The organism is Nocardia sp. JMUB6875 (assembly GCF_041154655.1).
Taxonomy (GTDB): Bacteria; Actinomycetota; Actinomycetes; order Mycobacteriales; family Mycobacteriaceae; genus Nocardia.
The window spans coordinates 1-23311 of record NZ_BAAFGR010000132.1; the positions used below are offsets into that span (position 1 = coordinate 1).

The window sequence follows — 23311 nt, forward strand, 5'->3', positions numbered from 1 at the left end:
CCTTCTCCCCCAGCCCGGCCCAGTGAACAGGAAGACCCATGTCCGTCGAAACCAAGCGGCCCGGTGAAACCGGCAGTGCCGCACCGTTGTCGCTGCCGTGGTGGACCCGCGGCGACACCAATGCCTTCTTCGGGTTGTCGTTCAACATCCTCGTCAACGTCCTGACCCTGACCACGCTGACCATCGCGGTGGTCAAGATTCCGGCCCACGACGTGCTCGGCACCGTGCTGCCCGCGCTCGGGGTCGCGCTGGTGCTGGGCAACCTCTACTACATGCTGCTGGCCCGGCGACTGGCCCGCCGCGAGGGCCGGGCGACGGTCACCGCCCTGCCGTACGGGCCGAGCGTGCCGCACATGTTCATCGTCGTGTTCGTGGTCATGCTGCCGATCTACCTGAAGACCAATGATCCGATGCGGGCGTGGTCGGCCGGGCTGGCGTGGGCGTTCATGATCGGCGTGATCGTCATGATCGGCGCGTTCGTCGGGCCCTACATTCGCCGGATCACCCCGCGCGCGGCCATGCTCGGCACCCTGGCGGGCATCTCCATCACCTTCATCTCCATGCGCCCGGCCGCGCAGATGTGGGAGGCGGCCTGGATCGGGCTGCCGGTGCTGGCCATCATCCTCATCGGCTTCTTCACCGATGTGCGGCTGCCGGGCAATGTTCCGGTCGGGTTGGTGGCCCTGCTGGTGGGCACCGCCATCGGCTGGATCGGCGGCTACATGTCGGTGCCGGATGTCTCCAAGGCCGCGCACGACATCGCGCTCGGGCTGCCGGATCTGCGGCTGCACCTGCTCTTCGACGGGCTCTCGCATCTGGGTCCGCTGCTGGCCACCGCGATTCCCTTGGGCGTCTACAACTTCACCGAGGCGATGAGCAATGTGGAGAGCGCCGCCGCGGCGGGCGACAACTACAACCTGCGCAGCGTGCTGCTGGCCGACGGTTTCGGCGCCGTCATCGGCTCCGGCTTCGGCTCCCCCTTCCCGCCCGCCGTCTACATCGGCCATCCCGGCTGGAAGGACGCCGGCGGCCGCACCGGCTACTCGCTGGCGTCCGGCGCGATCATCGGATTGATGTGCCTGCTGGGCCTTTTCGGCATCCTGGCCACCCTGCTGCCCATCCCAGCGATCGTGCCCATCCTGCTCTACATCGGCCTGTTGATCGGCGCCCAGGCCTTCCAGGCGGTCCCGCGCCTGCACGCGGTGGCGGTGGTGGCCGCCCTGCTGCCCAACCTGGCGCAGTGGGGCGTCGGCCAGATCGACAATGCCCTCTCCGCGGCGGGCACCAGCGCCGACAAGATCGGCATGAGCGCACTCGGACAGGCCGGAGTGGTCTACGACGGCCTGCGAACCCTCGGTGAGGGCGCGGTCCTGGCCGGTCTGGTCCTCGGCACCATGGTCACCTTCATCCTCGAAAAGCGTTTCCGCGCAGCCGCTCTCGCCTCGGCGGTCGGCGCCCTGCTCAGCTTCATCGGCCTCATCCACGCTCCCGAGGTAGCCTGGGCGGCCGCACCGAAGGTCGCCCTCGGCTACCTCTTCTTCGGCCTCGTCTGCCTGGCCTGTTCCCTGCTGCGCGGCACCCGGGCCGTCACCGCTCCCGCGGAGGAAGAGCAACCTCAGCCTTCATGACGGTCGTCGGTCTCCTCGAGGAAGATGCGCAGGCCTTCGCCGATCTTGCCCGCCGCGTTCTCGAGCTGCTCGGGCGAGAGGACCTTGCCGAAGGAGGCGGCCTTCAGGAGTTGGCGCTGGACCTCTTTGAGGTTCATCGTCGCCCAGTCGCGGCGGGAGAGTTCCGGCATGGGGCCGTACGATACCTCGAGTAGAACGTTTGTTCGAGTGTCACAGGATCGGCGGTTGTGGTGTCTAGTGGTGACATGCCCGAGAAGGAGATGGGAGCACCCATGACCACGGCCGCTACCGACGCGTTCGTCACGCACCGGAATCTGCTGTTCACCGTTGCCTACGAGATGCTCGGATCGGCGGCGGACGCCGAGGACGTGCTGCAGGAGACGTGGCTGAAGTGGACGGGGGTCGATCTGGAGACGGTGATCGATCAGCGGGCGTACCTGGTGCGGATCACCACGCGGCAGGCGCTGGGCAGGTTGCGGACGCTGGGGCGGCGCAAGGAGTCGTATGTCGGTCCCTGGTTGCCCGAGCCGTTGCTGACCGCGCCCGACGTGGCCGAGGATGTCGAACTGGCCGAAAGCGTTTCGATGGCCATGCTGCTGGTGATGGAGACGCTGACGCCGACCGAGCGGGCGGTGTTCGTGCTGCGCGAGGTCTTCGATCTGCCCTACGACGAGATCGCCGAGGCGGTCGACAAGACCCCGGCGGCGGTCCGGCAGATCGCGCACCGGGCGCGCTCGCACGTGGCCGCGCGACGGCCGCGGGGCGCGGTGTCGGCGGCCGAGTCGCGTGAGGTGCTCGACGCGTTCCAGCGCGCGGTCGAGACCGGGGACCTGCAGACGCTGCTGGATCTGCTCGCGCCCGATGTGGTGGCGCTCGGCGACGGCGGCGGGATCCGGTCGGCGCTGCCGCAGCCGATCACCGGGGCGAACAAGGTGGCCCGGCTGTTCACCAAGGGCTGGTCGACGCTCGGCCCGGACGTGTCGTTCGAGACCTCGATGGTCAACGGGCATCCGGCGCTGCTCATCCGGCGGCTCGGCGAGATCGACACCGTGCTGGCACTGCGCATCGACGACGGGCTCATCACCGGGCTGTACTCGGTGCGCAATCCGGAGAAGCACACGCACATGGAGCAGGTGACCGAACTCAGTCGCTGAGCCCGGCCACCGCGTCGGATCTGGCTCAGCCGCGGCCGATGTAGGGCATGCCGTTGGCCATCACGGTCTGGAAGGGGACATTGACGTCCAGCGGCAGCTCCACCTGCTGGGCCACCACCCGCGCCACGATCGCGGCGTCGATGGTGGGTTCGGGCCGGATGCTGCCGTCGGCCTGCAGCGAGCCCGACGCGATGCCCGCGGTGAGTTCGGTTGCGGCATTGCCGATATCGATCTGCCCCGCGGCGATATTGTGCGCGCGGCCCTCCAGGGCGAGGGCCTTGGTGAGCCCCGTGATGCCGTGCTTGCTCGCCGTGTAGCCGACGGCGTGCGGGCGCGGCGTGTGCGCGGAGATGGATCCGTTGTTGATGATCCGCCCACCCTGCGGGTCCTGGTTCCTCATGAGTCGGAACGCGGCCTGCGCGCACAGGAACGCACCGGTCAGATTGACGTCGACGACCTGTTTCCACTCGTCCACCGACACCTCGTCGATGGGCTTGGTGGGTCCGAACATTCCGGCATTGTTCACCAGCACATCCAGCCGCCCCCACCGCTGCACGATGTGCGCGAACAGATCGACCACGGCCGCCGCATCGGTGACATCGGCCCGGAAAGCCTCCGCCGCACCGGGTCCGGGCGCGCTCGCCACCGCCTCCTCCAGCGTGGCGGCGGTGCGCCCGACCGCGACGACCTGATGCCCGGCCGCGGTCAGCGCATGGGTGAAGGCCCGGCCCAGCCCGGTTCCGGCCCCGGTCACGAGAACGATCTTGGAAGTGCTCACGGGTCCGAGCGTAGGCACCATAATGGAGTCACCGACGACCGCACCGGGGTTTCGCATGGATATCGCAGTGCTGGAGCAGGTTTGGCAGGACTGGGCCCGACGGGTGCCCGCGTTGACCGATGACCAGTGGACGGCGCCGACCCGGCTCCCCGGATGGCGGGTGCGGGACCTGCTCGCGCACGTCGCGCCGGGGCCGTCGGTGCTGGACTACCTGCGCGGCCCCCGCGTGGCCGAACCCCTGGTCACCGATGGGCCGGACATGCTCCGGCGGTTCAATCTTCCCGGCGGCGCGGCGCACACCATGGCCGCCGATGTCGCCGAGCGGGCACGGCACGAGGCGGCGGCCGGCCCCGCGGCCGTGATCGAATACTTCCTGACCAACGGTCCGGTCATGCTCGCGCTGCTGTCGGAGGCCGAGCCCGCGGCCGGTATCGCGCATCCGGTGCTGGGCAGTGTGAGCTTCCGGGCGGTGGCCGAGATCGGCGTCATCGAGGCGACCGTGCATCTGCTGGACCTGATCGCGGCGATCGGCGGGCCGCCCCCACCCGAGGCCGCCCTGCGGCGCACCGTGGAAATCCTTGCCGCCGTGCCTCCGTCGACGGCGTTCATCGAGGCGGTCACCGGCCGCGGGCCCGCCGAGGCGGTCGTGCCGATCCTGCGGTAGCCGGGTTCGCGCAGGTCGGGTGAAACGGATCGGGGCCCGGCAGCGAATATCCGGGCACGTGGGGCGGCAGTGCGGCCGAGCACGGGAGAGTAACCGTTCGGTAGCCGGAATGCGTTGCGGCCCAAGTGGATCGAACCGCGTGATGGGGTTCGCTCTGCTAATCTCTGGCTGAGGCGTTCGGCGTTGAACGAAAGTTCGTGTGGGGCCCGCTTCAGCAGGGGGGATACGTTGCTGTCCGTGGTTTTTTCGGGTGTCTACGGTCCGCGTCGGACCGAAACGGACGATACCGAAAGTTCTTACAGTGCACAGGATTTGGACTCCACCCGGAGGGCCAAGGCGACCGTCACCGGGGAGGTGCTCGACGGTGTCGGCGATGCGGTGTCGTTCCGGCATCTGGAGGGCAGACGCCGGCGACTGCTGACCGTCACGCTCTCCCTGGTCTCGACCGGACTGGGCGGTGGGTATGTGCTGTGGCTGGTCGACAACGGCCTCGGCGCGACCGACAAGTACGAGCAGTTCGGGACCATCGCCATCATCATGGTGACGCTGGTGGTCACCGTGGAGGTGATCAGATTCGCGCTGGTGCTGGCCATGTCGCTGACCACGGCCCTGGCGCGCAAACCGGTGCCGATCCGCGCCCGTCCGGGCCTGAACGTGGCGCTGCTCATCACCTTCGTGCCGCGCAGCGAGGACATCGCGGTGCTGGAGCGAACCCTGCTGGCGGCCAAGGATATTCGGCATCGGCAGCCGGGCGTCTTCGATGTGTTCGTGCTGGACGAGGGTGATCCCGACCACCCCGGGAAGGTACGCGAGCTGGTAGCCGCCGTCGATCGCCGCCACGGCAATCGGGTGCGGTATCTGACCCGCGGCGGCAAGGAGCGGTACCACCAGCGCAAGGGCCCTTTCGAAACCCGCACCAAGTTCGGCAACATCAATGCCGGGCTGGACATGATCCGCGCCGATCCGGAGCTGCCGCGCTATGACGTGGTCATGGGCATCGATCCCGATCACAAGCCGATGGCCGAATTCGGGGAGCGGATGCTCGGCTATTTCAACGATCCCGATGTCGCGTATGTCGCCGGGCCGCAGGCGTATGCGAACGCCGAGGAGAACGTGGTCGCGAAACTGGCCGAGAGCCAGCAGTTCGTGTTCCACAGCCTGATCCAGACCGCCGCCAATGCGCACGGTGCGCCGATGCTGGTGGGGACCAGTTATGCGGTGCGGATGAGCGTGCTGAGCGATATCGGCGGCATTCAGCCCTCCATCACCGAGGATATGGCGACGAGTTTCGCCATTCTGCCGCAACGCAATCCGGAGACCGGGCGGCATTGGAAGGGCGTGTACACCCCGGATCTGCTGGCGCATGGCGAAGGGCCCGCTTCGTGGGGTGATTTCTACAAGCAGCAGAACCGGTGGGCGCGCGGCGCGATCGAGCATATGCTGTTCGGCCCGTTCATCATTCAGATGCTGCGCATGTGGCGGACTCCGGCGCGGGTCGCGCATTACCTGCTGCTGATGGCGTTCTATCCGGTCATGGGGTCGGTGTGGCTGCTGGGTGCGGCGAATGTGGCCATTTTCAGCTGGTTCGGCGTCAGTGGCGCGGTGGTGTCGCCGGACAGCTGGTTCCTGTTCTACGGCTGGGCGTCGGTCAGCCAGATGATGCTGTACACGTGGGTGCGCCGCCACAATGTGAGCCCGTACGAGACGAGCAATTCGTGGGGCGTCTACGGCATGTTCATGAGCGTCATCACCGCGCCTGTGTACGCGAATTCGCTGATCAAATGTCTGCTGCGGCGCCCGGCCGGATTCGATGTGACGCCCAAGGGTTCCAAGAGCAAGGGTGACGGCTGGTTCACCTTCCGGCTCAACCTGATGTGGCTGGTGTTCTACATCGCCGTCGCGGTGCTCACCACCCTGCGCGGCTGGGCGGCCGCGGCCACCCTCATGTGGCCGGTGTTCGGGGCGCTGATCTCGGCCGCGCCGATCCTGGTGTGGCGGCTCAATCCGCTGTTCGTGGCCTGGAGCGCGCGCCGGAAGACCAAGACCGCCACCGCCTTCGAGGTCGTCGAGGTCCGGGAGGAGGAGCGGGCGTGCTGAAGAAGACGCCGACCCGATTCGTTCGCTGGGTGGTGACCGTGGTCGTGGTCGGCACGCTGGCGATCGCGACCACCGCGACGGTGGCGGCGCTCTATCATCGCTTCCAGCACAATCGGCTCATCAATTCCGATTCCTACAAGGCGCGCTACGGCTATTGGGAGGTCGTCACGCTGCCGAAGGATATCGACGCCAATATCATTCATTCGATCGTGTTGCCGACCGGCAAGGTGCTGCTCATCGCGGGCAGCGGCAACGATCACCACAATTCCGATAAGTCCGTCTACAATTCGCTGATCTTCGATCCGGAGACCCGGACCGCCAAGCGCATCGATACGCCGGTGGATCTGTTCTGTTCCGATCACGCCTATCTGGCCGACGGCACCATTCTCATCGCGGGCGGGACCGGCAGTTACGAGGTGCTGCCGGAGAATCTCACGCACGCGGGCGGGTATATGACGATCCGCAACGAGGATCCCGATCACCCCGGATTCCTGCCCAAGGGAACGGCATTCACCGGCAAGGAGAGCGGGAAGGTGTATCGCTCCGATCGCGATATCACCGTGCCGCCCGCGATCAAGGATCCGGTCACCTACAAGGTGTCCGCGACCGACCGCAATGTGTACGTCTCGGCCGAGGCCACCGGCACCGACGGCGTCTGGGATCGCAACGACCACTACATGATCGGCGGGCTGAGCTTCGCCCAGCAGCAGAACCTGTACGGCTTCGCGCCGGAAATGGCGTTGAAGAAGAAGGAATACCAGGGCATCGACGCCTCGTACCTGTTCAATCCGTGGACCGAAACCTACGAGGCCGTGGGCAGCATGAATTACGCCCGCTGGTACCCGACGCTCACCCGGCTGGCCGACGGCAAGGTGATGGTCACCTCCGGGCTGGACGGCGCCGGGCGAATTCTGGACGGGCAGACCGAGATCTACGATCCGGCGACCAGGAAATGGGTCGAGCGCGACGACCTGCGCCGCATCCTGCCCACCTATCCCGCGGTATTCCAGACCGCGGTAGCCGACCGTTTGTTCTTCAGCGGACCGACCACCGGCTGGGGCCCGGCCGAGGAGCATCGCGACCCGGGAATCTGGAATCTGACCGACAATTCGTTCCAACTGGTCCCCGGCCTGCGGGACCCGAACATGCTCGAGACCGGATCCTCGACCTGGCTGGGCCCGGTCCAGGACCAACGCCTGCTGGTGGTCGGCGGTGGCGGCGTGGGCGATTCGTCCCTGTCCACCGGCCGCATCGACATCGTCGACCTGAAGGCGGCCTCGCCCAAGTTCGAGCCACTGGCCGTCCTGCCCCAGGGCACCCGCTACCCGAACCTGGTCCCGCTCCCCACCGGCGACGTCTTCATCACCAACGGCGCCAACGACTACCGCGGCCGCGGCTCCAGCGACATCCTCTCCGCCTACCTCCTCGACCAACAGGGCGGCCTGCGCCCCATGGCCGACCCTACGGTAGGCCGCGACTACCACTCGACAGCGGTTCTCCTGCCCTCCGGCCAAATCATGACCGACGGCTCCAACCCCCTGTTCGCCGACAAGAAGAACACCCTCCCCGGCAAGTTCGAACGCCGCATCGAAATCTATACGCCCCCATACCTGTACAAACCGGACGGCGGCTCCGTAGCCCGCCCGGTGATCACCAGCGGCCCCGCAGAGATCCGCCGCGGTGAGAGTTTCGAGTACACAGTGGGTTCCACCCTGGCCGAGGTGCCCGCGGCGGCGGACGTGAAGTACCTCCGCCTACTCACCCCGGCGGCCATCACCCACGTCACCGACACCAACGAGCGCATCGTCGATCTCCCGATCACGCGCACGGATTCGGGCCTGTCCGTGGCCGTTCCAGAGAACCCCGCCCTCGCCCCCTCGGGCTACTACATGCTCTTCGCGGTCAATTCCGCAGGCGTGCCCAGCACCGCGAAGTGGGTCCACCTCGACTAACCAGGGCCACTCTCGGCTAGGAGAGTTGATCCAGGAGGAGTTGGCGGTCGAATTCGCCGGCGGGTTGGTCGCTGGTGCCGCAGCGGCCGTCGGATTGGCCGGGGGTTTTGATGAAGGCGTGTTCGATGAGGGCGGTGGGGTCGAAGCGGGTGGTGGGGAGGGTGCCGACTTTTTGGCCCTGGGGGTTGCACCAGGCCACCAGGTCGGCGGTGTTGGGGGCGCCGTTGACCGAGTTGTCGATCATGACGAACAGCTGGTGGCCGTAGGCCTGTTCGATTCGGGTGGCGTAGGCGCGGATTTCGGCCTCGGGGCGGCGGTTGGCCACATTGAGGGAGATGCCGGAGACCGGTTGGGAGGGGCTTACCGCGCGGAGCAGTTCGGCTACCCGGGCCGGATCGACCCAGGTGCTGTTGCCGACGTCGACGTATACCGCGGTTGCCGGATTGTGTTGCTGCAGTTGGGCGTAGGCGAAGGACAGGAGTGACAGGCGGGCCGCGCGGTCGGGCTCGTTCATCTCGGTGGTGTGGGCGAGGGCGTCGGGTTCCAGGATCACGATTGCCGGGTTCGTACCGATGGCGTCGCTGACTCCGGTGATCCACTGCTTGTAGGCGTCCATTCCGGCCTGTCCCCCACCGGATTCCCCGTGCAGGTCGCGGCCCGGGATGGCGTAGGCGACGAACATCGGAATGGATTCGGTGGTGTGCGCCCGGGCGATGTCCTGGCGGATGGTTCCCACCGTGATGTCCAGGTCGCGCGGGAGCCATTCGGCCACCGGGGTCCGGATCAGCCGTTCGAGATTCGCCCGCACGCGGGCGTCATTGACGGTCGGCAGGGTGGCGCGCAGGTCCGCGTAGTACTTGTCGCTGGACTCCAGCAGATATTCGGCACTGCCGGGCGCGTTGCGCTGCGGCACGGCCGCCGTGGGCGGTGCGGGTTCGGCGGGCCCCTTGCCGCATCCGGTCAGCATCAACTGCAGGGCCACCGCGCACACCGTGCCCACCCGGAAAGCCCATGGCCGAACCCACCCCGATCCTCGACGCATGCCCAACAGTATGCCGGTCCCCCACAATAGTTTCCGTGCACGGCGATCCGAGCCGACCGATACTCTTCCTGGACGTGGACGGCACCCTTCTCCCCCGCGGCACGGCGGGTCTGTCCCGCCTGACTCCGGCCCTGGGCGCCCGTCTGCTGGCACTGCATTGCGACCTGCGCTGGGCCACCGGCTGGGGCGCCCGCGCGAATGTGGACCTGTCGCCCTTGCTGGGCTTTCCCCAGCTACCGGTGGTGGTGCTGCCCGAATACCCGATAGGCGACTATTACCCCGACGAATTGCACTGGAAGACCCGCACTCTCGTCGCCCAGGCCGCGGGCCGCCCGTTCATCTGGATCGACGACGAGATCCGCCACCACGACCGGACCTGGGTCGCGGCCAATCACCCCGCGCCGGCCCTGCTCGTCCGGGTCGATCCCGTCGAGGGCCTCGGCGACACCCACTTCGCCCTCGTCACCGACTGGCTGCGGGCCGAACGTTGAGGCCCGCAGCCGGTTCGGCGATCAGCGTTTGACGACCTGGGTGCCGTCGGCGAAGTTGTCGTGCCAGCCCTGCTTGGTGGGGCTCGCGCTCACCGTGACCGCGATGGCGATCGCCGCGCAGAACCACAGCAGCCCACCGATCCACGGAATCAGGTTCAGCAGCATGTAGGCATTGCGCTTGGCGGAGTCCGCGAGGCTCGGCTTGGCCGCGCCGCGAGAACCGTTGACGTGCAGGCCGAGCAGCTTCTTGCCCGGCGTCGAACCGCTGGCCACCTCGAAGAACACGAAGTAGAGGAATCCGAAGCCCGCGCCCGGCAGGATCGAGGCCCACCCGGGCAGGCCCGAACCCTTGTCCAGGATCCAGAACAGAATGCCGCCGACGATGCCGGCGATGATCCAGTCGATGAATCGGGCGAGCGCGCGGCTGCCGATCCCGGCCGGGGTCACCCCGACGACCGCCCCCGCGTACGGGTCGTAGCCGTATCCACCCGTGGTCATGGTTCCTCCTCGTATCGACCACATATCACTCTCATTCCATCCTGCGACCGGAAACCGGCCCGCGCATCAGGGAAGGCCCGGACCCGGACCCTGAACCTGATCACTCAGAACACGAATCCGCGCAGCGCCACGAACCGCGCCCCGCCCACCGCGGCCATGATCGCGATCACCGCGCCGGCCTGGGCGAGCTCGCCGAGGCCGGGGGCCCAGAAGCCGAGTCCGGCCAGTGCCGCGGTGCTGACCAGCAGCCCGATCAGGGCCAGGCCGCCGCCCTCCCACTGGGCCTTGAACCAGCCGACGCGCCCGGCCGCCTGGAAGGTGAGCTGGCGGTGCAGCTCATTGGCGATCACCGTGCTGACGATCGATCCGGCGATATTGGCGACCAGCGGGCCGATCCCGTTCATGGCCATGAACAGCAGTGCGTACGCGATATTGCTCATCCCGCCGACCAGGGCGAACCGGATCAGCTGAGCGAGCGCGTGATCGCCGCGCAGGAACGCCCGCACACGGGCGGCCCGCTCGAGTGCCGCCGTGCCCCGCTCGAGCGCCGCGGTACGCAGCGCCGGGTAGGCGTCGGTCCCGATGCTCAGATCGATGGTCCCGGGGGCGGCGAATGCTGTGCTGTTCACGAGGACCACTGTCGTCAGCCCCGCTTACACCGCACTGACATCGGCCTGACACGTCACTGTCAGGCGCATGCCGGGGATCGCGGCGCTGGTCATCGGGTGGTCCTCGCCTAGTTCGAAACGTTCGGTAGTGATATCTGGCGGGCGGATCGAACCGGTAACAGGCCGGGCCTGTGTATTCCCGCCTACTCATCGAATTCTCGATACCGGGCATAGGATGCGCTATTGGCGGGCAGATATCGGCACTGCCTAGCGTGGTATTCGCAACCGAGGCACGCGAGGAGAGTTCGATGGCAAAGATCCTGTTCGTCATGACCGGCGTCGATTACTGGACGTTGGCCGACGGCAGCAAGCATCCGACCGGCTACTGGGCGGAGGAGTTCGTCGCGCCGTACGAGGCGTTCACGAAGGCGGGGCACGAGATCGTGGTGGCGACGCCGGGCGCGGTGGTGCCCGCGATCGACCGGGGCAGCCTGGCGCCCGAGGCGAACGGCGGCGCGGCGGGCGCGGCGCGGATCGCCGAAATCCTGGACGCGGCGAGCGAACTCGCCAAGCCCGTGGATCTCGCGTCGGTGGACCTCGGCGAGTTCGACGCGGTCTACTACCCGGGCGGGCACGGGCCGATGGAGGATCTCGCGGTCGATCCGGTGTCGGGCAAGCTGCTCAACGACGCGCTCGCGTCGGGCAAGCCGCTGGGCGTCGTCTGCCATGCGCCCGCGGCGCTGCTGGCCACCGCCGACGCGGAAGGCAGCTCGCCGTTCGCCGGGTACCGGGTCACCGGCTTCACCAATGCCGAAGAGACGCAGGCCGGTTTCGCCGACAAGGCCAAATGGCTGTTGCAGGACCGGCTGGAGGCGCTCGGCGTGGACTTCCGCGTCGGGGAGCCGTGGGCCCCGCACATCGAGGTCGACCGGAATCTGTACACGGGACAGAATCCGGCGTCCTCGGCTCCGCTGGCCGCGGAGTTGTTGCGGGCCTTGTAATTACGACGGCGCTGTAATTACGCCTTCTTGCCCCAGTTCGGGTCGCGGCGGCGCAGTTCCCACTGCGCGATCGAGCGCTTGTGCACCTCGTCCGGCCCATCGGCCAGGCGCAGGGTGCGCAGGTGCGCGTACATGCTGGCCAGCGGGAAGTCATCGGAGACACCGCCGCCGCCGTGCACCTGAATGGCCCGATCCACCACCTTCAGCGCGACATTGGGCGCGGCCACCTTGATGGCGGCGATCTCGGTGCGCGCGGCCTTGTTGCCGACCGTGTCCATCAGGTACGCGGCCTTGAGCGTCAGCAGCCGGGCCATGTCGATCTCGATGCGGGACTCGGCGATCCAGTCCTGGATATTGGCCCGATTCGCCACCGGCTCACCGAAGGTCGTGCGCGACTGGGCGCGGTCGATCATCAGGTCCAGGGCGCGTTCGGCCATGCCGATCGAGCGCATGCAGTGGTGGATGCGGCCGGGACCCAGGCGCGCCTGGCTGATCATGAACCCGTCGCCCTCACCGGCGAGCAGCGCGGTCTTGGGTACCCGGACGTTCTCGAAGGTCACCTCGGCGTGGCCCTCGCGGTCCTGGTAGCCGAAGACCGGCAGGCCGCGCTGGACAGTCACGCCGGGGGTGTCGATCGGCACGACCATCATCGACTGCTGCCGGTGCACCGCGGCGGTGGTGTCGGTCTTGCCCATCACGATGAGCACCTTGCAATTGCGGTGCAGGGCATTGGAAGTCCACCACTTGCGGCCGTTGAGGACGTAGTCCTCGCCGTCGCGTTCCATGCGCAGCTGGATATTGGTGGCATCGGAGCTCGCGACGGCGGGCTCGGTCATGGCGAAGGCCGAGCGGATCTCACCCTCGAGCAGCGGCCGCAGCCACTGCTCCTGGTGCTCGGCCGTGCCGAACAGCGTCAGCACCTCCATGTTCCCGGTGTCGGGTGCCGAACAGTTGGTGGCCTCGGGCGCCAGATGCGCACTGCGGCCCATGATCTCGGCCAACGGCGCGTACTCGAGATTGGTCAGGCCCGGACCCCACTCCGGATGCGGATGGAAGAGGTTCCACAGGCCCCGCTTCTTCGCCTCGGTCTTGAGTTCCTCGACTATCGGCGGCTGGAAGTGCGGGTCGCCGGATTCGGCCATCTGCGCCTCGTACACCGCCTCGGCGGGGTAGATGTGCTCGTCCATGAAGGCGAGCAGCTCGTCGCGGTAGCGGAGGGCCTTCTCCGACAGCTCGAACATCGAAAACTCCTGACAGTGGCGTGTTTTCCGATTTCGGACGGTACGTGAACTTGATTCCGGATTCAACTCTGGGTCCCGGATCAGGACTCCCCGAGCGCGGCCAGCCCGGCCCGAAGCAGCGGTTCGACGCCGTCGCCGAAGTGCTCGAAACCCGAGCCGACGGTCTGGCCGTGGCTATAGCGGAAGTAGATGCCCTCGCTGATCACCGCCAGCTTGAACGAGGCGAGCGCGATGTAGAACCCGATCCCGGACAGGTCGCGGCCGGTGCGTTCCGAATAGCGTTCCCGCACTTCGGATTCGGATGGATAGCCGGGTGCGAGCGCGACATCGCTGACGCCGGTCAGGCCGACGTCGCTCATGCGCTGATAGACCAGCAGCAGGCCGATATCGGTGAGCGGGTCGCCGAGGGTGGCCATCTCCCAGTCGATGACGGCCGCGACCCGGTCGGTGTCGTCGACGAGGACATTGTCGAGGCGGTAGTCGCCGTGCACGATGCCGGTGGCCGATTGCGCCGGAAGGTGTTTGGTCAGCAGTTCGTGCAGTTCGTCGGCGGCGGGCAGGTCGCGGCTGTAGGAGGCGTCGAGCTGCTTCTTCCAGCGGCGGACCTGGCGTTCGAGGAATCCGTCGGGGCGGCCGAAGTCGCCCAGGCCGACCGCGACGGGATCGACGGTGTGCAGGGCCGCGAGGGTGTCGATGAGGCCCGTGGCGATGCGGTGGGTCCGGTCGCTGCCCAGGGGCTTCAACTCGTCGGCGGTGCGGTAGGGGGTGCCCTGGACCCGTTCCATGACATAGAAAGGCGCGCCGATGATTTCGGGGTCCTCGCACAGCGCGTAGGTGACGGGAACGGGGACGGCGGTGTCGGCCAGGGCGGTGATGACGCGGTGTTCGCGGGCCATGTCGTGGGCGGTGGCCAGCACGTGGCCCAGCGGCGGGCGGCGCACGATCCAGGAGGCGGTGCCGTCGCCGACCTCGTAGGTCAGATTGGATTTCCCGCCCGCGATCAAACGGCCGGTCAGCGGGCCGTTGACCAGGCCCGGCCGAGTCTCGGCCAGCCACAACGCAAGTCGTTCGAGGTCGAGGCCCGGTAGCTCGTCACTCAATTCGTCTCCCGATATCTTCGTTGATACCCAGTGCCGTCGATGCAGCCACGACTCAGTGGCCGTCGGTCTGCTCGAGCAGGCGTGCCTGGTAGTGCCGCATGCCCGACAGCCAGCGGTCGTAGTCGGCACCCTTGCGACGGTACATATCGAGCACCTCCGGATGGGGCAGGATCAGGAATCGCTCGTCATCGACGGCCGCCAGCACCAATTCGGCGACCGAGTCGGGGGTGAGCACCGCGCCCGCCTCGGTGACGGCCCGGGTCGCGGCCATGCCGAGCGCGTCCCCGGAGTTCTCGCCCGCCCGCAGCAGCGGGGTCTCCACGCCCATCGGGCACAGGCAGCTGACGCGAATCCCGCGGTCGCCGTAGGTCACCGACAGCCATTCGGCGAATCCGACGGCCGCGTGCTTGGTGACCGAGTATGCGGCCGAACCGATCTGGGTGAGCAGGCCCGCGGCCGACGCGGTGCCGATGAAATAGCCTTCGCCGCGTTCCAGCCAGCCCGGGACCAGCAGCCGGGCCGCGCGGATGTGGGCATTGAGGTTCACGTCGAGGATGGTCGCCCAGTCCTTGTCCTCGCCCAGCCCGACCGGGCCGATCACGCCCGCATTGGCGAAATACAGATCGACCGGGCCGAATTCGGCCGCGCAGCGGGCGATGAGCGCCTCGATACAGACCGGATCGGAGACGTCTCCCCCGGCCGCGACGGCCGCGCCCGGAAATTCCGCCTCGACTCCGGCCACCACGGCGTCCGCCGCCGCGGCATCGAGATCGGCGACCACGACCCGCGCGCCCGCGCGCACCAGCCGCGCGGCCAGCGCGCCGCCGATGCCGCCACCGCCGCCGGTGACAATGGCGTTCCTGCCCGCGACCTGCACGTAGAGCTCCCTCCGGCCAATACCGGCAATCGATTTCGCCGTCTCGGGCTGGATCGGGTGGGCCGGTTGATGGAAATATGAAATCTACGTCGGATTCAAGTTGACGGTCGGTCCGGCGTCAACCGACACGGTCGCCCCTCGTGGCTCCGGAAGATGAGGTGAACAACCGGTGCAGCAAACACAACTGGTGGACGAGTGGAAGCGGCTGGGCAGCAGGCTGGTGCCGGCCAATGGGATCGAGTTGCAGGTCGTCGAGCATGGTGAAGGGGTGCCGGTGGTGTTCTGCCACGGGTTCCCGGAGCTCGGATTCTCCTGGCGGCATCAGGTTTTCGCGGTGGCCGAGGCGGGATATCGGACGCTGACACCGGATATGCGCGGGTACGGCGGCAGTTCGCGGCCAGAGGCGGTCGATCAGTACGACATGCTCACCATCTGTGAGGACCTGGTCGGATTGCTCGACGCCTACGGGCTCGAGGACGCCGTCTTCGTGGGTCACGACTGGGGCGCGTCGGTGGTGTGGCATCTGGCGCGTGACCATCCGGAGCGGGTGCGGGCGGTGGCGGGGCTGAGCGTGCCCGCGACGCCGCGCTCGTCGGGGCCGCCGACGGCGATCATGCGGTCGCGTCTCGGCGAGGACTTCTACATGATCTGGTTCCAGGAACCGGGCGTGGCCGATCCGGTGCTGAACGCCGACGTGCGACGGATCCTGCTGCAGGACGGCATCATGAGCGCCAAGTCGTTCCTGAACACGAGCGACCCGCTGCCGCCGTTGCCCGAGTGGATCAGCGCGGCCGAATTCGAGTACTACGTCGAGGCTTTCACCGCGACGGGATTCACCGGCGGGCTCAACTACTACCGCAATCTGGACCGCACCTGGGAGCGCACCGCGCACCTCGAGGGCGTGAAGATCGGCCAGCCGTCACTGTTCATCGCCGGATCCACCGATCCCGTCATCCAATTCACGCCGCTGCACAAGATGTCCGCACTGCTCAGCGACCTGCGTGCGACGGTCATCCTCGAGGGCGCGGGCCACTGGATTCAGCAAGAGCGGCCGGAAGAGGTCAATGCCGCGCTGCTCGATTTCCTGCGCGGACTGAGCTGATCAGTCGGATTTCAGCTGAATCGCGTTGACCCAGAGTTCGGTCAGCGTGGTGACCAGTTTCTCGAACGGGATGCGCTGGTGTTGAACGAAAACCAGGTTCGCCATGCGGCTGACCATGCCCGAGAGCGCGTGCGCGGTGATCATGGGATCGAGGTCGGCGCTGGCGCGGCCGGAGTCCTGCAGGTCGCGGATCATGCGGGCATTGCGCTGGGCGAACGCCTTGCCGCGTTCCACGCGCAGGCGGCGGAAGTTCTCGTCGATGTGGGCGACCTGCTCGAACAGGGCCATCAGGCGGGCGTTGCGCTTGTAGGACAACAGGTAATCACGATTGGCGGCCTCGATGAGCGCGCGCGGATCGGTGATGCCGCTGCGCTCGCGGACATGCGGGTGCAGCATCTCCTCCGAGACCTGTTCGACCAGCGCGGCGAAGATCTCTTCCTTGCTGTCGAAGTAGGTGTAGAACGAGCCCGAGGCCATGCCCGCGGTCTTGGAGATGTCGGCGATCTTGGCGTCGAGGTAGCCGTCGCGTTCGAAGACCTCGCGGGCGGCGGCGATCAGGGCGCTGCGGGTCCGCTCACCCCGTTTGGTGCGCGGGGCACCACGGCGCGATTCGCTCTCCCCTGCCATCGGTTCGGACGCCAACGCTGATCACTGCCTGTTCTTCCGCGGACAACTTGCCAGGCGGCCACCGTATCAATCCGCGCGGCAACCGGCAGGCGACGGCTACCCGCCCGCCGCCGCGATCCGCCGATCCAGCACCGGCAGCACGAACTCGGCCCAGCGAATGTTCTCCTGCTCGAGCGCGATTCCGCGCAACAGGCTCAGATACGGCCCGATCCGCTCGACCTCGGTCAGATAAGCCTGCTCACTGCGGCCGTCCAACAGACGGCCACGCAACCGCTCGTACCGGGCCAGCTTCGCCCTCGACCACTCCAGCTTGGCGGCCACGGCGGCCCGGACGGCCGGAGCATCGCCCTCGTCCATCGCCTGAACCTTGACCATCATCTCGTCACGAATAGCGGTGGGCTTCGAAGGCTCGGCAATGAATTCATGCAATGCCGCCCGCCCGGCCGAGGTAATCGCGTGCACCCGCTTGTTGGGCCGCCGCTCCTGCTCGACCACCCGCGTCTCGATGAGCCCCTCCGCCGACATCCGCTCCAACTCCTTGTAGAGCTGCTGCGGCGTCGCGAGCCAGAAATTGGCGACCGAGGCATCGAACCCCTTGGCCAGGTCGTACCCGGAGGCCTCACCCTCCAGCAGGGTGGCCAGGACCGCATTGCGAAGCGCCATCGGCCCAGGTTATCAGCGACTCGGATTATTCAACTTCTTGTCTACTCACCCGGCGAAGGTCACGGAACCCGAGGAGGACCTCGCTTAATTTATTGAGTACACGCCCGCAACCCGGCGACAGCGCGGGCACACAGGCCGTGGAGACTGGTGGGGTGGAGGATGCCGAGCGCTTGATCGTGATCGATGCCGCCAATGTGGTGGGGTCGCGGCCGGATGGGTGGTGGCGGGATCGGGCCGGTGCCGCTCGGCGGTTGCTGGCTCAGTTGGATGTGCTGCGGGAGCGGCTGCCCGACGCATCGGTGGTTGTGGTGCTCGAGGGTGCCGCCAAGGCCGCCGGGGACGGTGACTACGAGGGGCTGCGGCTGGTATTGGCCGATCGGTCCGGTGATGACGCCATCGTCGATGTGGTTGCGGAGGGCATCGCGAACCGACCGGTCACCGTGGTGACGGCCGATCGCGGATTGCGTTCCCGCGTCGAATCATTGGGCGCCACCACCGTCGGCCCGTCCTGGCTGCTCGAATCCCTGGCCTGACCACGCTGGGGGCCGGACCCTGAACGGACCCTGATCAGGCATCCCCCGTGGGTGGGATTTGCCTCGGCGGAGTTTTCGGTAGTTTCGGAATGGTGCAGCCGCCGTTGATCGTTCGCCTGCGCGGCGCATACCTGGTGGCGGGTGTGCTCGGCGCGCTATTGCTCGGACTCGTCGTGATGACCGCTCCCGCCGCCCGGGCCGATGGGGCGGCGAGCGGGGGCGACCTCAGCGTGGCGCAGTCGCTGGGCGGGCGGGAGTTGACGGTGATCGTGCGGCGCAGTGAGCCGGGACCGTTGCGGGTGGATGTGGTCACGCACGTGGGGACCGCGCCGGGGAGGCTGAGCTTGACCGCGACGCCGGTCGATCAGGGTGGGGAGAATTCCTCGGGGACCGTGGAACTCGGGAGCCAGCCCGGGCCGTATTCGGCGACGTTGCGGGTGGATCATGCGGGGCCTTGGGAATTGGCCGTCTCCGATGGGGAGCGCACCGCGCGGATTCCGTTTCTGGTCGCGGCTCGGGTCGTAACACCCTGGGAGCGGGCGGCCTACGGCGGATTCTTCGCGGCCGGAGTGCTGCTGCTGGTGGCGCTGGGGACCGCGGTGCTGTCGAAACGCGGGTGGCCGACGCTGATTCCGGTGGGGGCGTTGGTCGCCGCGCTGACGGTCGGGACCACCGGGGCGGTGCTGTCGGCGAGCGCGCCCCAGCCGCGCCCTGCGGGGAGCCTGCTGGATCCGACGTCGGGGAATGCCGGGAATCCGTTCCCGGAGCGGGATCTGCCGCTGACCACGAATTACTCACGGCCGCCGGTGAATCTGACGGTGCGCACGGCGCGACCGGCGGGCGACACCACGGAATTGCAGCTGTCGCTGACCGATTCGGCGACCGGGCGGGCCGTGGACGATCTACTCGTCACCGATGACGCACTGCTGCATCTCATGGTGGTGGGACCCGGCGGCCAGTTCTGGCATCGGCATCCGATCCGTGTCGCGCCCGGGGAGTATCGGGTCGAGCTGGGGCTCAACGAATCCGGCGACTATGCCGTGGCGGCCGAGATCGCGCGACGCGGCGGTGGCGTGCAGTTGCTGCGCGGCTCGCTGCATGCGAACGGCGAATCCGGCTCCGGCCTGGTCGATCCCACGCCCGGAGCGACCACGACAGTGGCGGGGTCACCCGCGGCCGGACCGGGGACGCCCGCGACCGGGTCCGGGACGCTCACCGCCACCGAAGCCGTCGCGGGTGAACCCACCACGCTCACCGCGGCTTTCGGCGGACCCGCCGACCTACAACCCTGGCTGGGGATGCTGGGCCATCTCATCGCGGTCGGCCCGCTGCCGGACGGTGTTCCGACCGGCACCGCCGCGGCGACCGTCCCGATCTGGGCGCATGCGCACGCCATGACGGCCCTGCCCGCGGTCGGCGCGCAGCCGCCGGACGAGACCGTCGCCGCCTACGGCCCGAATGTGGCCTTCACCTTCACTTTTCCGCAGCCCGGCCGGTATCTGGTGTGGGCGCAAGCCGAACGGGGGTATTCCGTCATGACCCTGCCCGCCACCGTCGATGTGCGTGCGGGAGGCCCGCGATGACCGCGCGGCGCGGCGTGCTGGTCGCCGCCGTCCTGCTCGTGGCCGCCCTGGCGACCTGGTGGCTGTGGCCCTCCGATGACTCGAAACCGGTGGCGCGCAGTGCGGCCGGGCCCTATCTGGTGGCGCTGCGGGTCGATTCCGCGCGCACCGGCGACAACACCGTGGATCTCGACATCACCGATCAGCGCGGCGATTCCGCGACACCGGATCGGGTGTCGGTGGAACCCGCCATGCCGCAGATGGGTCACGCGCTGCCGCCGAGCACCGCCACCGCCGTCACCCCAGGCCACTATCGCGCGACGGTGAATCTCCCCATGCCCGGGCAGTGGGAGATCGCCGTGAAACTGTCCGGCGCACCGGGATCCGGTAGCGCCGTCTTCTCCGTCCAGGCCAACTGATTGCAGGAGCAGCACATGGACCTCACCGCCAACGGGCGCGTAAGAACCGCCGAGGCGAGCGCACCCGTCACCCTTCGCCCCTGGCTACCCGCGGCCATTCTGTTCGCGGCCAGCCTCACCTTCTCCATCGGTTCCACCTGGGATATCCAGTGGCACTCCGATGTCGGGCCAGACACCTTCTTCACGCTGCCGCACCTGTTCATCTACGCGAGTGCGGCGGTGGCCGGATTCACCGGACTGACGGTCATTCTCATCACCTCGGCGGCAGGGCGCGCCGGACGACGTGTGGACGGTGAACTGGGCGGGCCGGGCATCGGCGTGTTCGGGCGCACGTTCACCGCGCCGCTCGGGTACATGGTGGCGGCGCTGGGCGCGGCCTCGTTCCTGCTGTACGGGCTGTGGGATCTGTGGTGGCACAGCCTCTACGGCTTCGACGCGGTCATCGATTCGCCGCCGCACATCGGATTGTTCCTGTCCAGCACCGTGATCTCGGTGGGCACGGTGATCGTCTTCGCGGCGGCGCGCGCCCATACCTGGGGGCGCATCGGGGCGCTGCTCTCGCTCGCGCATCTGGCGACCAGCTCCACCGTGACCGCGCTGGCGGTGCAGCGGCTCAGCGCCGGGACCATTCGCTGGACGGTGGCGGTCACCGCGTTCATGGTGATCCTGCTGCTGATCGCGGGCGCGGGCTTCATCCGCTGGGGCGCGACCATCACCGCCGTCGCCGCCTCCGGCACCCAGGCCGTGTTCTGGTGGTTCGCGCCGTGGGCGGCGCGCACCTACGCCGATTTCGTGGGATTGCCGATGCGCGAACACATTCGCGGCATTCCCGTCACCCCCGCCTTGATCCCGTTCTGCGTGATCCTGGTCGGCCTGGTGATCGACGGCCTGATGCGCTGGACCTCTCCCGATCCGACGCGCACCGCCCGCCTGGTCCCCACCCTCGTCGGCGCCCTCGGCGGCGCGATCATCGGCGGCCTCAATCCCGTCCAGATCGTGCTGATCTACGACGCCCACTACCCGCGCGGCGAGGTCATCGTCGCCACCACCGTCGCCGCCGCCGTCCTCGGCGCGCTGGGCGGCTTCCTCGGCTGGCGCTTCGGCACCATGCTCCGTCTGACCGCTCCGAGCCAGGAGACCCTCGCATGATCAAGCGTCTGTTCGCCGCCGTCGCAACGCTGCTCGCGGTCTTGGCCGTCTCGATGGCCGCCGCCGGTCCGGCCTCGGCCTACGAGCCGGTCAATATCGTCCACACCGAACGCGTCCAGGCGGGACCGTATTCGCTGACCATCGGTTTCAGCCAATGGCCTTTGCGCGCAATGCAATCCCTGGACTTCACCTTCATCCCCGATGGCGGTATCGCCGACAAGTCCGGCACCCTCACCGAGGTTCAGCCCAACGGCAAAACCCGCCGCATCGAGCCCCTCTCCCGCCATCCGCGTAAACGCGAGGATTGGGGCCTGGATGTCCGGTCCCTCGACCAGCAGGGAGCGTGGACCTTCCGCTTCGCCATCGACGGCCCCCAAGGCCCCGGCAAAGGCGAGCTCACCGACCTCACGGTCCTCGAACAGCCCGGTCCCCCAATGGGTTTGAGCTGGGCGATCAGCACGGTCCCGCTGATCGGCCTGATCATCTTCCTGGCCTACGCCTGGCGACGCACCCGCCGCCGGGCAGCGGCTGCCCCTATCCCCCAGCCCGTATAGCGTCACCGTCTTCGACGAGGTGGAGACGGCGTGACAGGTCGGACGCGAAGATCCGTTCGGGGTCGACAGCGTCCCGAATCCGTCGCCACTCGTCGAGGCGCGGATACATCGCACGGATCATCTCGGGCGTCGTGCGGGAGTCCTTGGCGAAGTAAAGACGGCCGCCCGCATCGAGAACCCGCCGGTCGAGTTCCGAACAGAACTCGGCCAGACCGGGTTTCAGCGGGAAATCCAGACTGAGCATGAATCCTGGATGCGGCCAGGACAGCGGGGCCGGATTGCTCGAACCCATCCGCTTGAAGACGTTCAGGAACGAGCGGTGCCCCGAGTGCGCGATGGCGCGAACCGCCTCGGCCAGTTGCTGTTCCGCCCCGAACGGCATGGAGAACTGGTACTGCAGGAACCCGCGCCGCCCATAGGCGCGATTCCATTCCCCCAGCAGGTCCAGGGGGTGATAGAACTGCGTCAGATTCTGAATCCGCCCGCGCGCGTGCTTCGGATAGAACCGATGGGTGACCTCGGCGGCCATCCGAATGGTGAGGTTGTTGACCATCCCGTTCGGGAAGATGTCTGGCACCGTGAACAGCTGCGGCGCATCGAATCTCAGCGGATCGCGCCGCAATTTCACCGGCAGCTGATCCAGCGTCGCCAGCGACCCGCGACTGAACCCGGCCCGGCCGAGCTTCGCCCCGGTGCTGATGGTGTCCGGCACCGACATCGAATACTCATAGCCGTCATCGGACCCGCCGGTGAGCAGCTCCATGGTCTCGTCGAGGTTGGCCGTGCGGTCGTTGTCGACGATGAAATACGCGGTCTCGGTGTGCTTCATCCGAACTCGGGCGCGCACGATGATCCCCGTCAGCCCCATCCCGCCGACCGTGGCCCAGAACAGTTCGGACTCCGCGCCCTCCGGTGTCAGGGTCCGCACCGCCCCATCCGCGGTGAGCAGATCCATCGACACCACATGATTGCCGAAGCTCCCATGCGAATGATGGTTCTTCCCATGAATATCGGAGGCGATGGCCCCGCCCACGGTCACCTGCCGGGTACCCGGCAAGACCGGCACCCACAACCCCTGCGGCAGTACCGCTCTCATCAACCTGTCGAGACTGACCCCCGCGTCGACATCGACCACACCGCTGTCGGGATCGATGTCATGGATCCGATCGAAGGCCGTCATATCGACGACCAGGCCGCCACCGTTCTGCGCGGGATCCCCGTAGCTGCGCCCCAGACCACGCGCGATCACCCCGCGCGCACCCGCCGTACCGACGGCCCTTGCGACGGTGTCGAGATCAGGTGTCGAAAGCACCTGCGCCACAGACGACGCGGTTCGCGCCCACCCGACCAGCGGCCGTTGTTCGATCATCGATCCCCCTTTGATGAAATTCACGGTGGCCACCGTAACGGCGTCTCCTGTGAAGACCCTGACAGCTGATCGCAGCCCCCTCGGCGATCAGTGTGCCTATCCGAGAATCCGCCAAGCCACGGGCGCAGCCACCATCAACACCCCCAACACGATCACCAACGCGACACCCGTGCTCACCAAACACCCACCCCCACCCCCAGCC

General features: G+C 67.7%; 24 protein-coding genes. 13 read left to right on the forward strand and 11 right to left on the reverse strand.

The annotated features are described in order from the left end of the window. The first annotated feature begins 38 nt into the window (after positions 1 to 38). Positions 39 to 1628 carry a regulator gene (locus ACAM49_RS28480; protein WP_369638630.1) on the forward strand — a complete coding sequence of 530 codons (1590 nt, stop codon included), beginning with the start codon at positions 39 to 41 and terminating at the stop codon, positions 1626 to 1628. On the opposite strand, the gene ACAM49_RS28485 is transcribed toward ACAM49_RS28480, so the two are convergent. Further along, positions 1616 to 1798, reverse strand: a complete 183-nt coding sequence (locus ACAM49_RS28485) for a DUF6374 family protein (protein ID WP_369638631.1) — start codon at positions 1796 to 1798, stop codon at positions 1616 to 1618. The genes ACAM49_RS28480 and ACAM49_RS28485 overlap by 13 nt on opposite strands. A 102-nt stretch (positions 1799 to 1900) precedes the next feature. Here ACAM49_RS28485 and ACAM49_RS28490 point away from each other — a divergent pair, with 102 nt between their 5' ends. Further along, complete coding sequence (locus ACAM49_RS28490) at positions 1901 to 2782, forward strand: RNA polymerase sigma-70 factor (protein ID WP_369638632.1); 882 nt, start codon at positions 1901 to 1903, stop codon at positions 2780 to 2782. Between the two features lie 25 nt (positions 2783 to 2807). Here the strand turns inward: ACAM49_RS28490 and ACAM49_RS28495 are convergent, their stop codons facing one another. Further along, positions 2808 to 3560, reverse strand: coding sequence for an SDR family oxidoreductase (locus ACAM49_RS28495; protein WP_369638633.1), 753 nt, complete (start codon positions 3558 to 3560; stop codon positions 2808 to 2810). 55 nt (positions 3561 to 3615) lie between these two features. Between ACAM49_RS28495 and ACAM49_RS28500 the strand changes: the two genes are divergently transcribed. The 3 genes from ACAM49_RS28500 to ACAM49_RS28510 all read left to right on the forward strand — a co-directional run bounded on the left by ACAM49_RS28500 (position 3616) and on the right by ACAM49_RS28510 (position 8273). Continuing rightward, positions 3616 to 4224 carry a maleylpyruvate isomerase N-terminal domain-containing protein gene (locus ACAM49_RS28500; protein WP_369638634.1) on the forward strand — a complete coding sequence of 203 codons (609 nt, stop codon included), beginning with the start codon at positions 3616 to 3618 and terminating at the stop codon, positions 4222 to 4224. A gap of 312 nt (positions 4225 to 4536) precedes the next feature. Then, the gene (locus ACAM49_RS28505; protein WP_369638635.1) at positions 4537 to 6321 is read left to right on the forward strand and encodes a glycosyltransferase family 2 protein; all 1785 of its coding nucleotides are present in this window, start codon (positions 4537 to 4539) and stop codon (positions 6319 to 6321) included. Then, positions 6315 to 8273, forward strand: a complete 1959-nt coding sequence (locus ACAM49_RS28510) for a galactose oxidase-like domain-containing protein (RefSeq protein ID WP_369638636.1) — start codon at positions 6315 to 6317, stop codon at positions 8271 to 8273. Before ACAM49_RS28505 ends, ACAM49_RS28510 begins: the two co-directional genes overlap by 7 nt. A gap of 16 nt (positions 8274 to 8289) precedes the next feature. Here ACAM49_RS28510 and ACAM49_RS28515 read toward each other — a convergent pair whose 3' ends face one another. Next, the gene (locus tag ACAM49_RS28515; RefSeq protein WP_369638637.1) at positions 8290 to 9315 is read right to left on the reverse strand and encodes a glycoside hydrolase family 6 protein; all 1026 of its coding nucleotides are present in this window, start codon (positions 9313 to 9315) and stop codon (positions 8290 to 8292) included. A gap of 74 nt (positions 9316 to 9389) precedes the next feature. On the opposite strand from ACAM49_RS28515, the gene ACAM49_RS28520 reads away from it, so the two are divergent. Then, complete coding sequence (locus ACAM49_RS28520; RefSeq protein WP_369638638.1) at positions 9390 to 9806, forward strand: hypothetical protein; 417 nt, start codon at positions 9390 to 9392, stop codon at positions 9804 to 9806. 21 nt (positions 9807 to 9827) lie between these two features. On the opposite strand, the gene ACAM49_RS28525 is transcribed toward ACAM49_RS28520, so the two are convergent. Together ACAM49_RS28525 and ACAM49_RS28530 are read right to left on the reverse strand one after the other, a co-directional pair. Beyond that, entirely contained in the window at positions 9828 to 10304 is a 477-nt protein-coding gene (locus ACAM49_RS28525; protein WP_369638639.1) for an RDD family protein, read from the reverse strand. A gap of 104 nt (positions 10305 to 10408) precedes the next feature. Continuing rightward, positions 10409 to 10810, reverse strand: a complete 402-nt coding sequence (locus ACAM49_RS28530) for a GtrA family protein (protein WP_369638653.1) — start codon at positions 10808 to 10810, stop codon at positions 10409 to 10411. Between the two features lie 410 nt (positions 10811 to 11220). On the opposite strand from ACAM49_RS28530, the gene ACAM49_RS28535 reads away from it, so the two are divergent. After that, positions 11221 to 11913, forward strand: a complete 693-nt coding sequence (locus tag ACAM49_RS28535; protein ID WP_369638640.1) for a type 1 glutamine amidotransferase domain-containing protein — start codon at positions 11221 to 11223, stop codon at positions 11911 to 11913. A 17-nt stretch (positions 11914 to 11930) separates the two neighbouring features. Here ACAM49_RS28535 and ACAM49_RS28540 read toward each other — a convergent pair whose 3' ends face one another. The 3 genes from ACAM49_RS28540 to ACAM49_RS28550 form a co-directional block, all read right to left on the reverse strand. Then, positions 11931 to 13154: an acyl-CoA dehydrogenase family protein gene (locus ACAM49_RS28540; protein WP_369638641.1), complete on the reverse strand. Its 1224-nt coding sequence runs from the start codon at positions 13152 to 13154 to the stop codon at positions 11931 to 11933. Between the two features lie 80 nt (positions 13155 to 13234). Further along, positions 13235 to 14254 carry a phosphotransferase family protein gene (locus tag ACAM49_RS28545; RefSeq protein ID WP_369638642.1) on the reverse strand — a complete coding sequence of 340 codons (1020 nt, stop codon included), beginning with the start codon at positions 14252 to 14254 and terminating at the stop codon, positions 13235 to 13237. Positions 14255 to 14306: 52 nt separating this feature from the next. Further along, a complete protein-coding gene (locus ACAM49_RS28550) occupies positions 14307 to 15131 on the reverse strand; it encodes an SDR family oxidoreductase (RefSeq protein WP_369638643.1) in 825 nt (274 codons plus the stop codon). Between the two features lie 169 nt (positions 15132 to 15300). Here ACAM49_RS28550 and ACAM49_RS28555 point away from each other — a divergent pair, with 169 nt between their 5' ends. Next, positions 15301 to 16233, forward strand: coding sequence for an alpha/beta fold hydrolase (locus ACAM49_RS28555; RefSeq protein WP_369638644.1), 933 nt, complete (start codon positions 15301 to 15303; stop codon positions 16231 to 16233). On the opposite strand, the gene ACAM49_RS28560 is transcribed toward ACAM49_RS28555, so the two are convergent. Both ACAM49_RS28560 and ACAM49_RS28565 read right to left on the reverse strand, forming a co-directional pair. After that, entirely contained in the window at positions 16234 to 16860 is a 627-nt protein-coding gene (locus ACAM49_RS28560; protein ID WP_369638645.1) for a TetR/AcrR family transcriptional regulator, read from the reverse strand. It lies immediately after the preceding gene. Between the two features lie 96 nt (positions 16861 to 16956). Further along, complete coding sequence (locus ACAM49_RS28565; protein WP_369638646.1) at positions 16957 to 17523, reverse strand: PadR family transcriptional regulator; 567 nt, start codon at positions 17521 to 17523, stop codon at positions 16957 to 16959. A gap of 152 nt (positions 17524 to 17675) precedes the next feature. Here ACAM49_RS28565 and ACAM49_RS28570 point away from each other — a divergent pair, with 152 nt between their 5' ends. The 5 genes from ACAM49_RS28570 (at position 17676) to ACAM49_RS28590 (ending at position 21740) form a co-directional block, all read left to right on the forward strand. Continuing rightward, positions 17676 to 18056, forward strand: a complete 381-nt coding sequence (locus ACAM49_RS28570; RefSeq protein ID WP_369638647.1) for a hypothetical protein — start codon at positions 17676 to 17678, stop codon at positions 18054 to 18056. Positions 18057 to 18148: 92 nt separating this feature from the next. Continuing rightward, positions 18149 to 19639 carry a hypothetical protein gene (locus tag ACAM49_RS28575; RefSeq protein ID WP_369638648.1) on the forward strand — a complete coding sequence of 497 codons (1491 nt, stop codon included), beginning with the start codon at positions 18149 to 18151 and terminating at the stop codon, positions 19637 to 19639. Further along, complete coding sequence (locus ACAM49_RS28580) at positions 19636 to 20037, forward strand: FixH family protein (protein ID WP_369638649.1); 402 nt, start codon at positions 19636 to 19638, stop codon at positions 20035 to 20037. The genes ACAM49_RS28575 and ACAM49_RS28580 overlap by 4 nt, the downstream gene beginning before the upstream one ends. A 15-nt stretch (positions 20038 to 20052) precedes the next feature. Beyond that, complete coding sequence (locus ACAM49_RS28585; protein ID WP_369638650.1) at positions 20053 to 21186, forward strand: hypothetical protein; 1134 nt, start codon at positions 20053 to 20055, stop codon at positions 21184 to 21186. Beyond that, positions 21183 to 21740 (forward strand): hypothetical protein, encoded by a 558-nt coding sequence (locus tag ACAM49_RS28590; RefSeq protein WP_369638651.1) that lies wholly within the window; start codon positions 21183 to 21185, stop codon positions 21738 to 21740. Before ACAM49_RS28585 ends, ACAM49_RS28590 begins: the two co-directional genes overlap by 4 nt. On the opposite strand, the gene ACAM49_RS28595 is transcribed toward ACAM49_RS28590, so the two are convergent. Further along, complete coding sequence (locus tag ACAM49_RS28595) at positions 21721 to 23109, reverse strand: FAD-binding protein (protein ID WP_369638652.1); 1389 nt, start codon at positions 23107 to 23109, stop codon at positions 21721 to 21723. The genes ACAM49_RS28590 and ACAM49_RS28595 overlap by 20 nt on opposite strands. Positions 23110 to 23311: the final 202 nt, after the last annotated feature.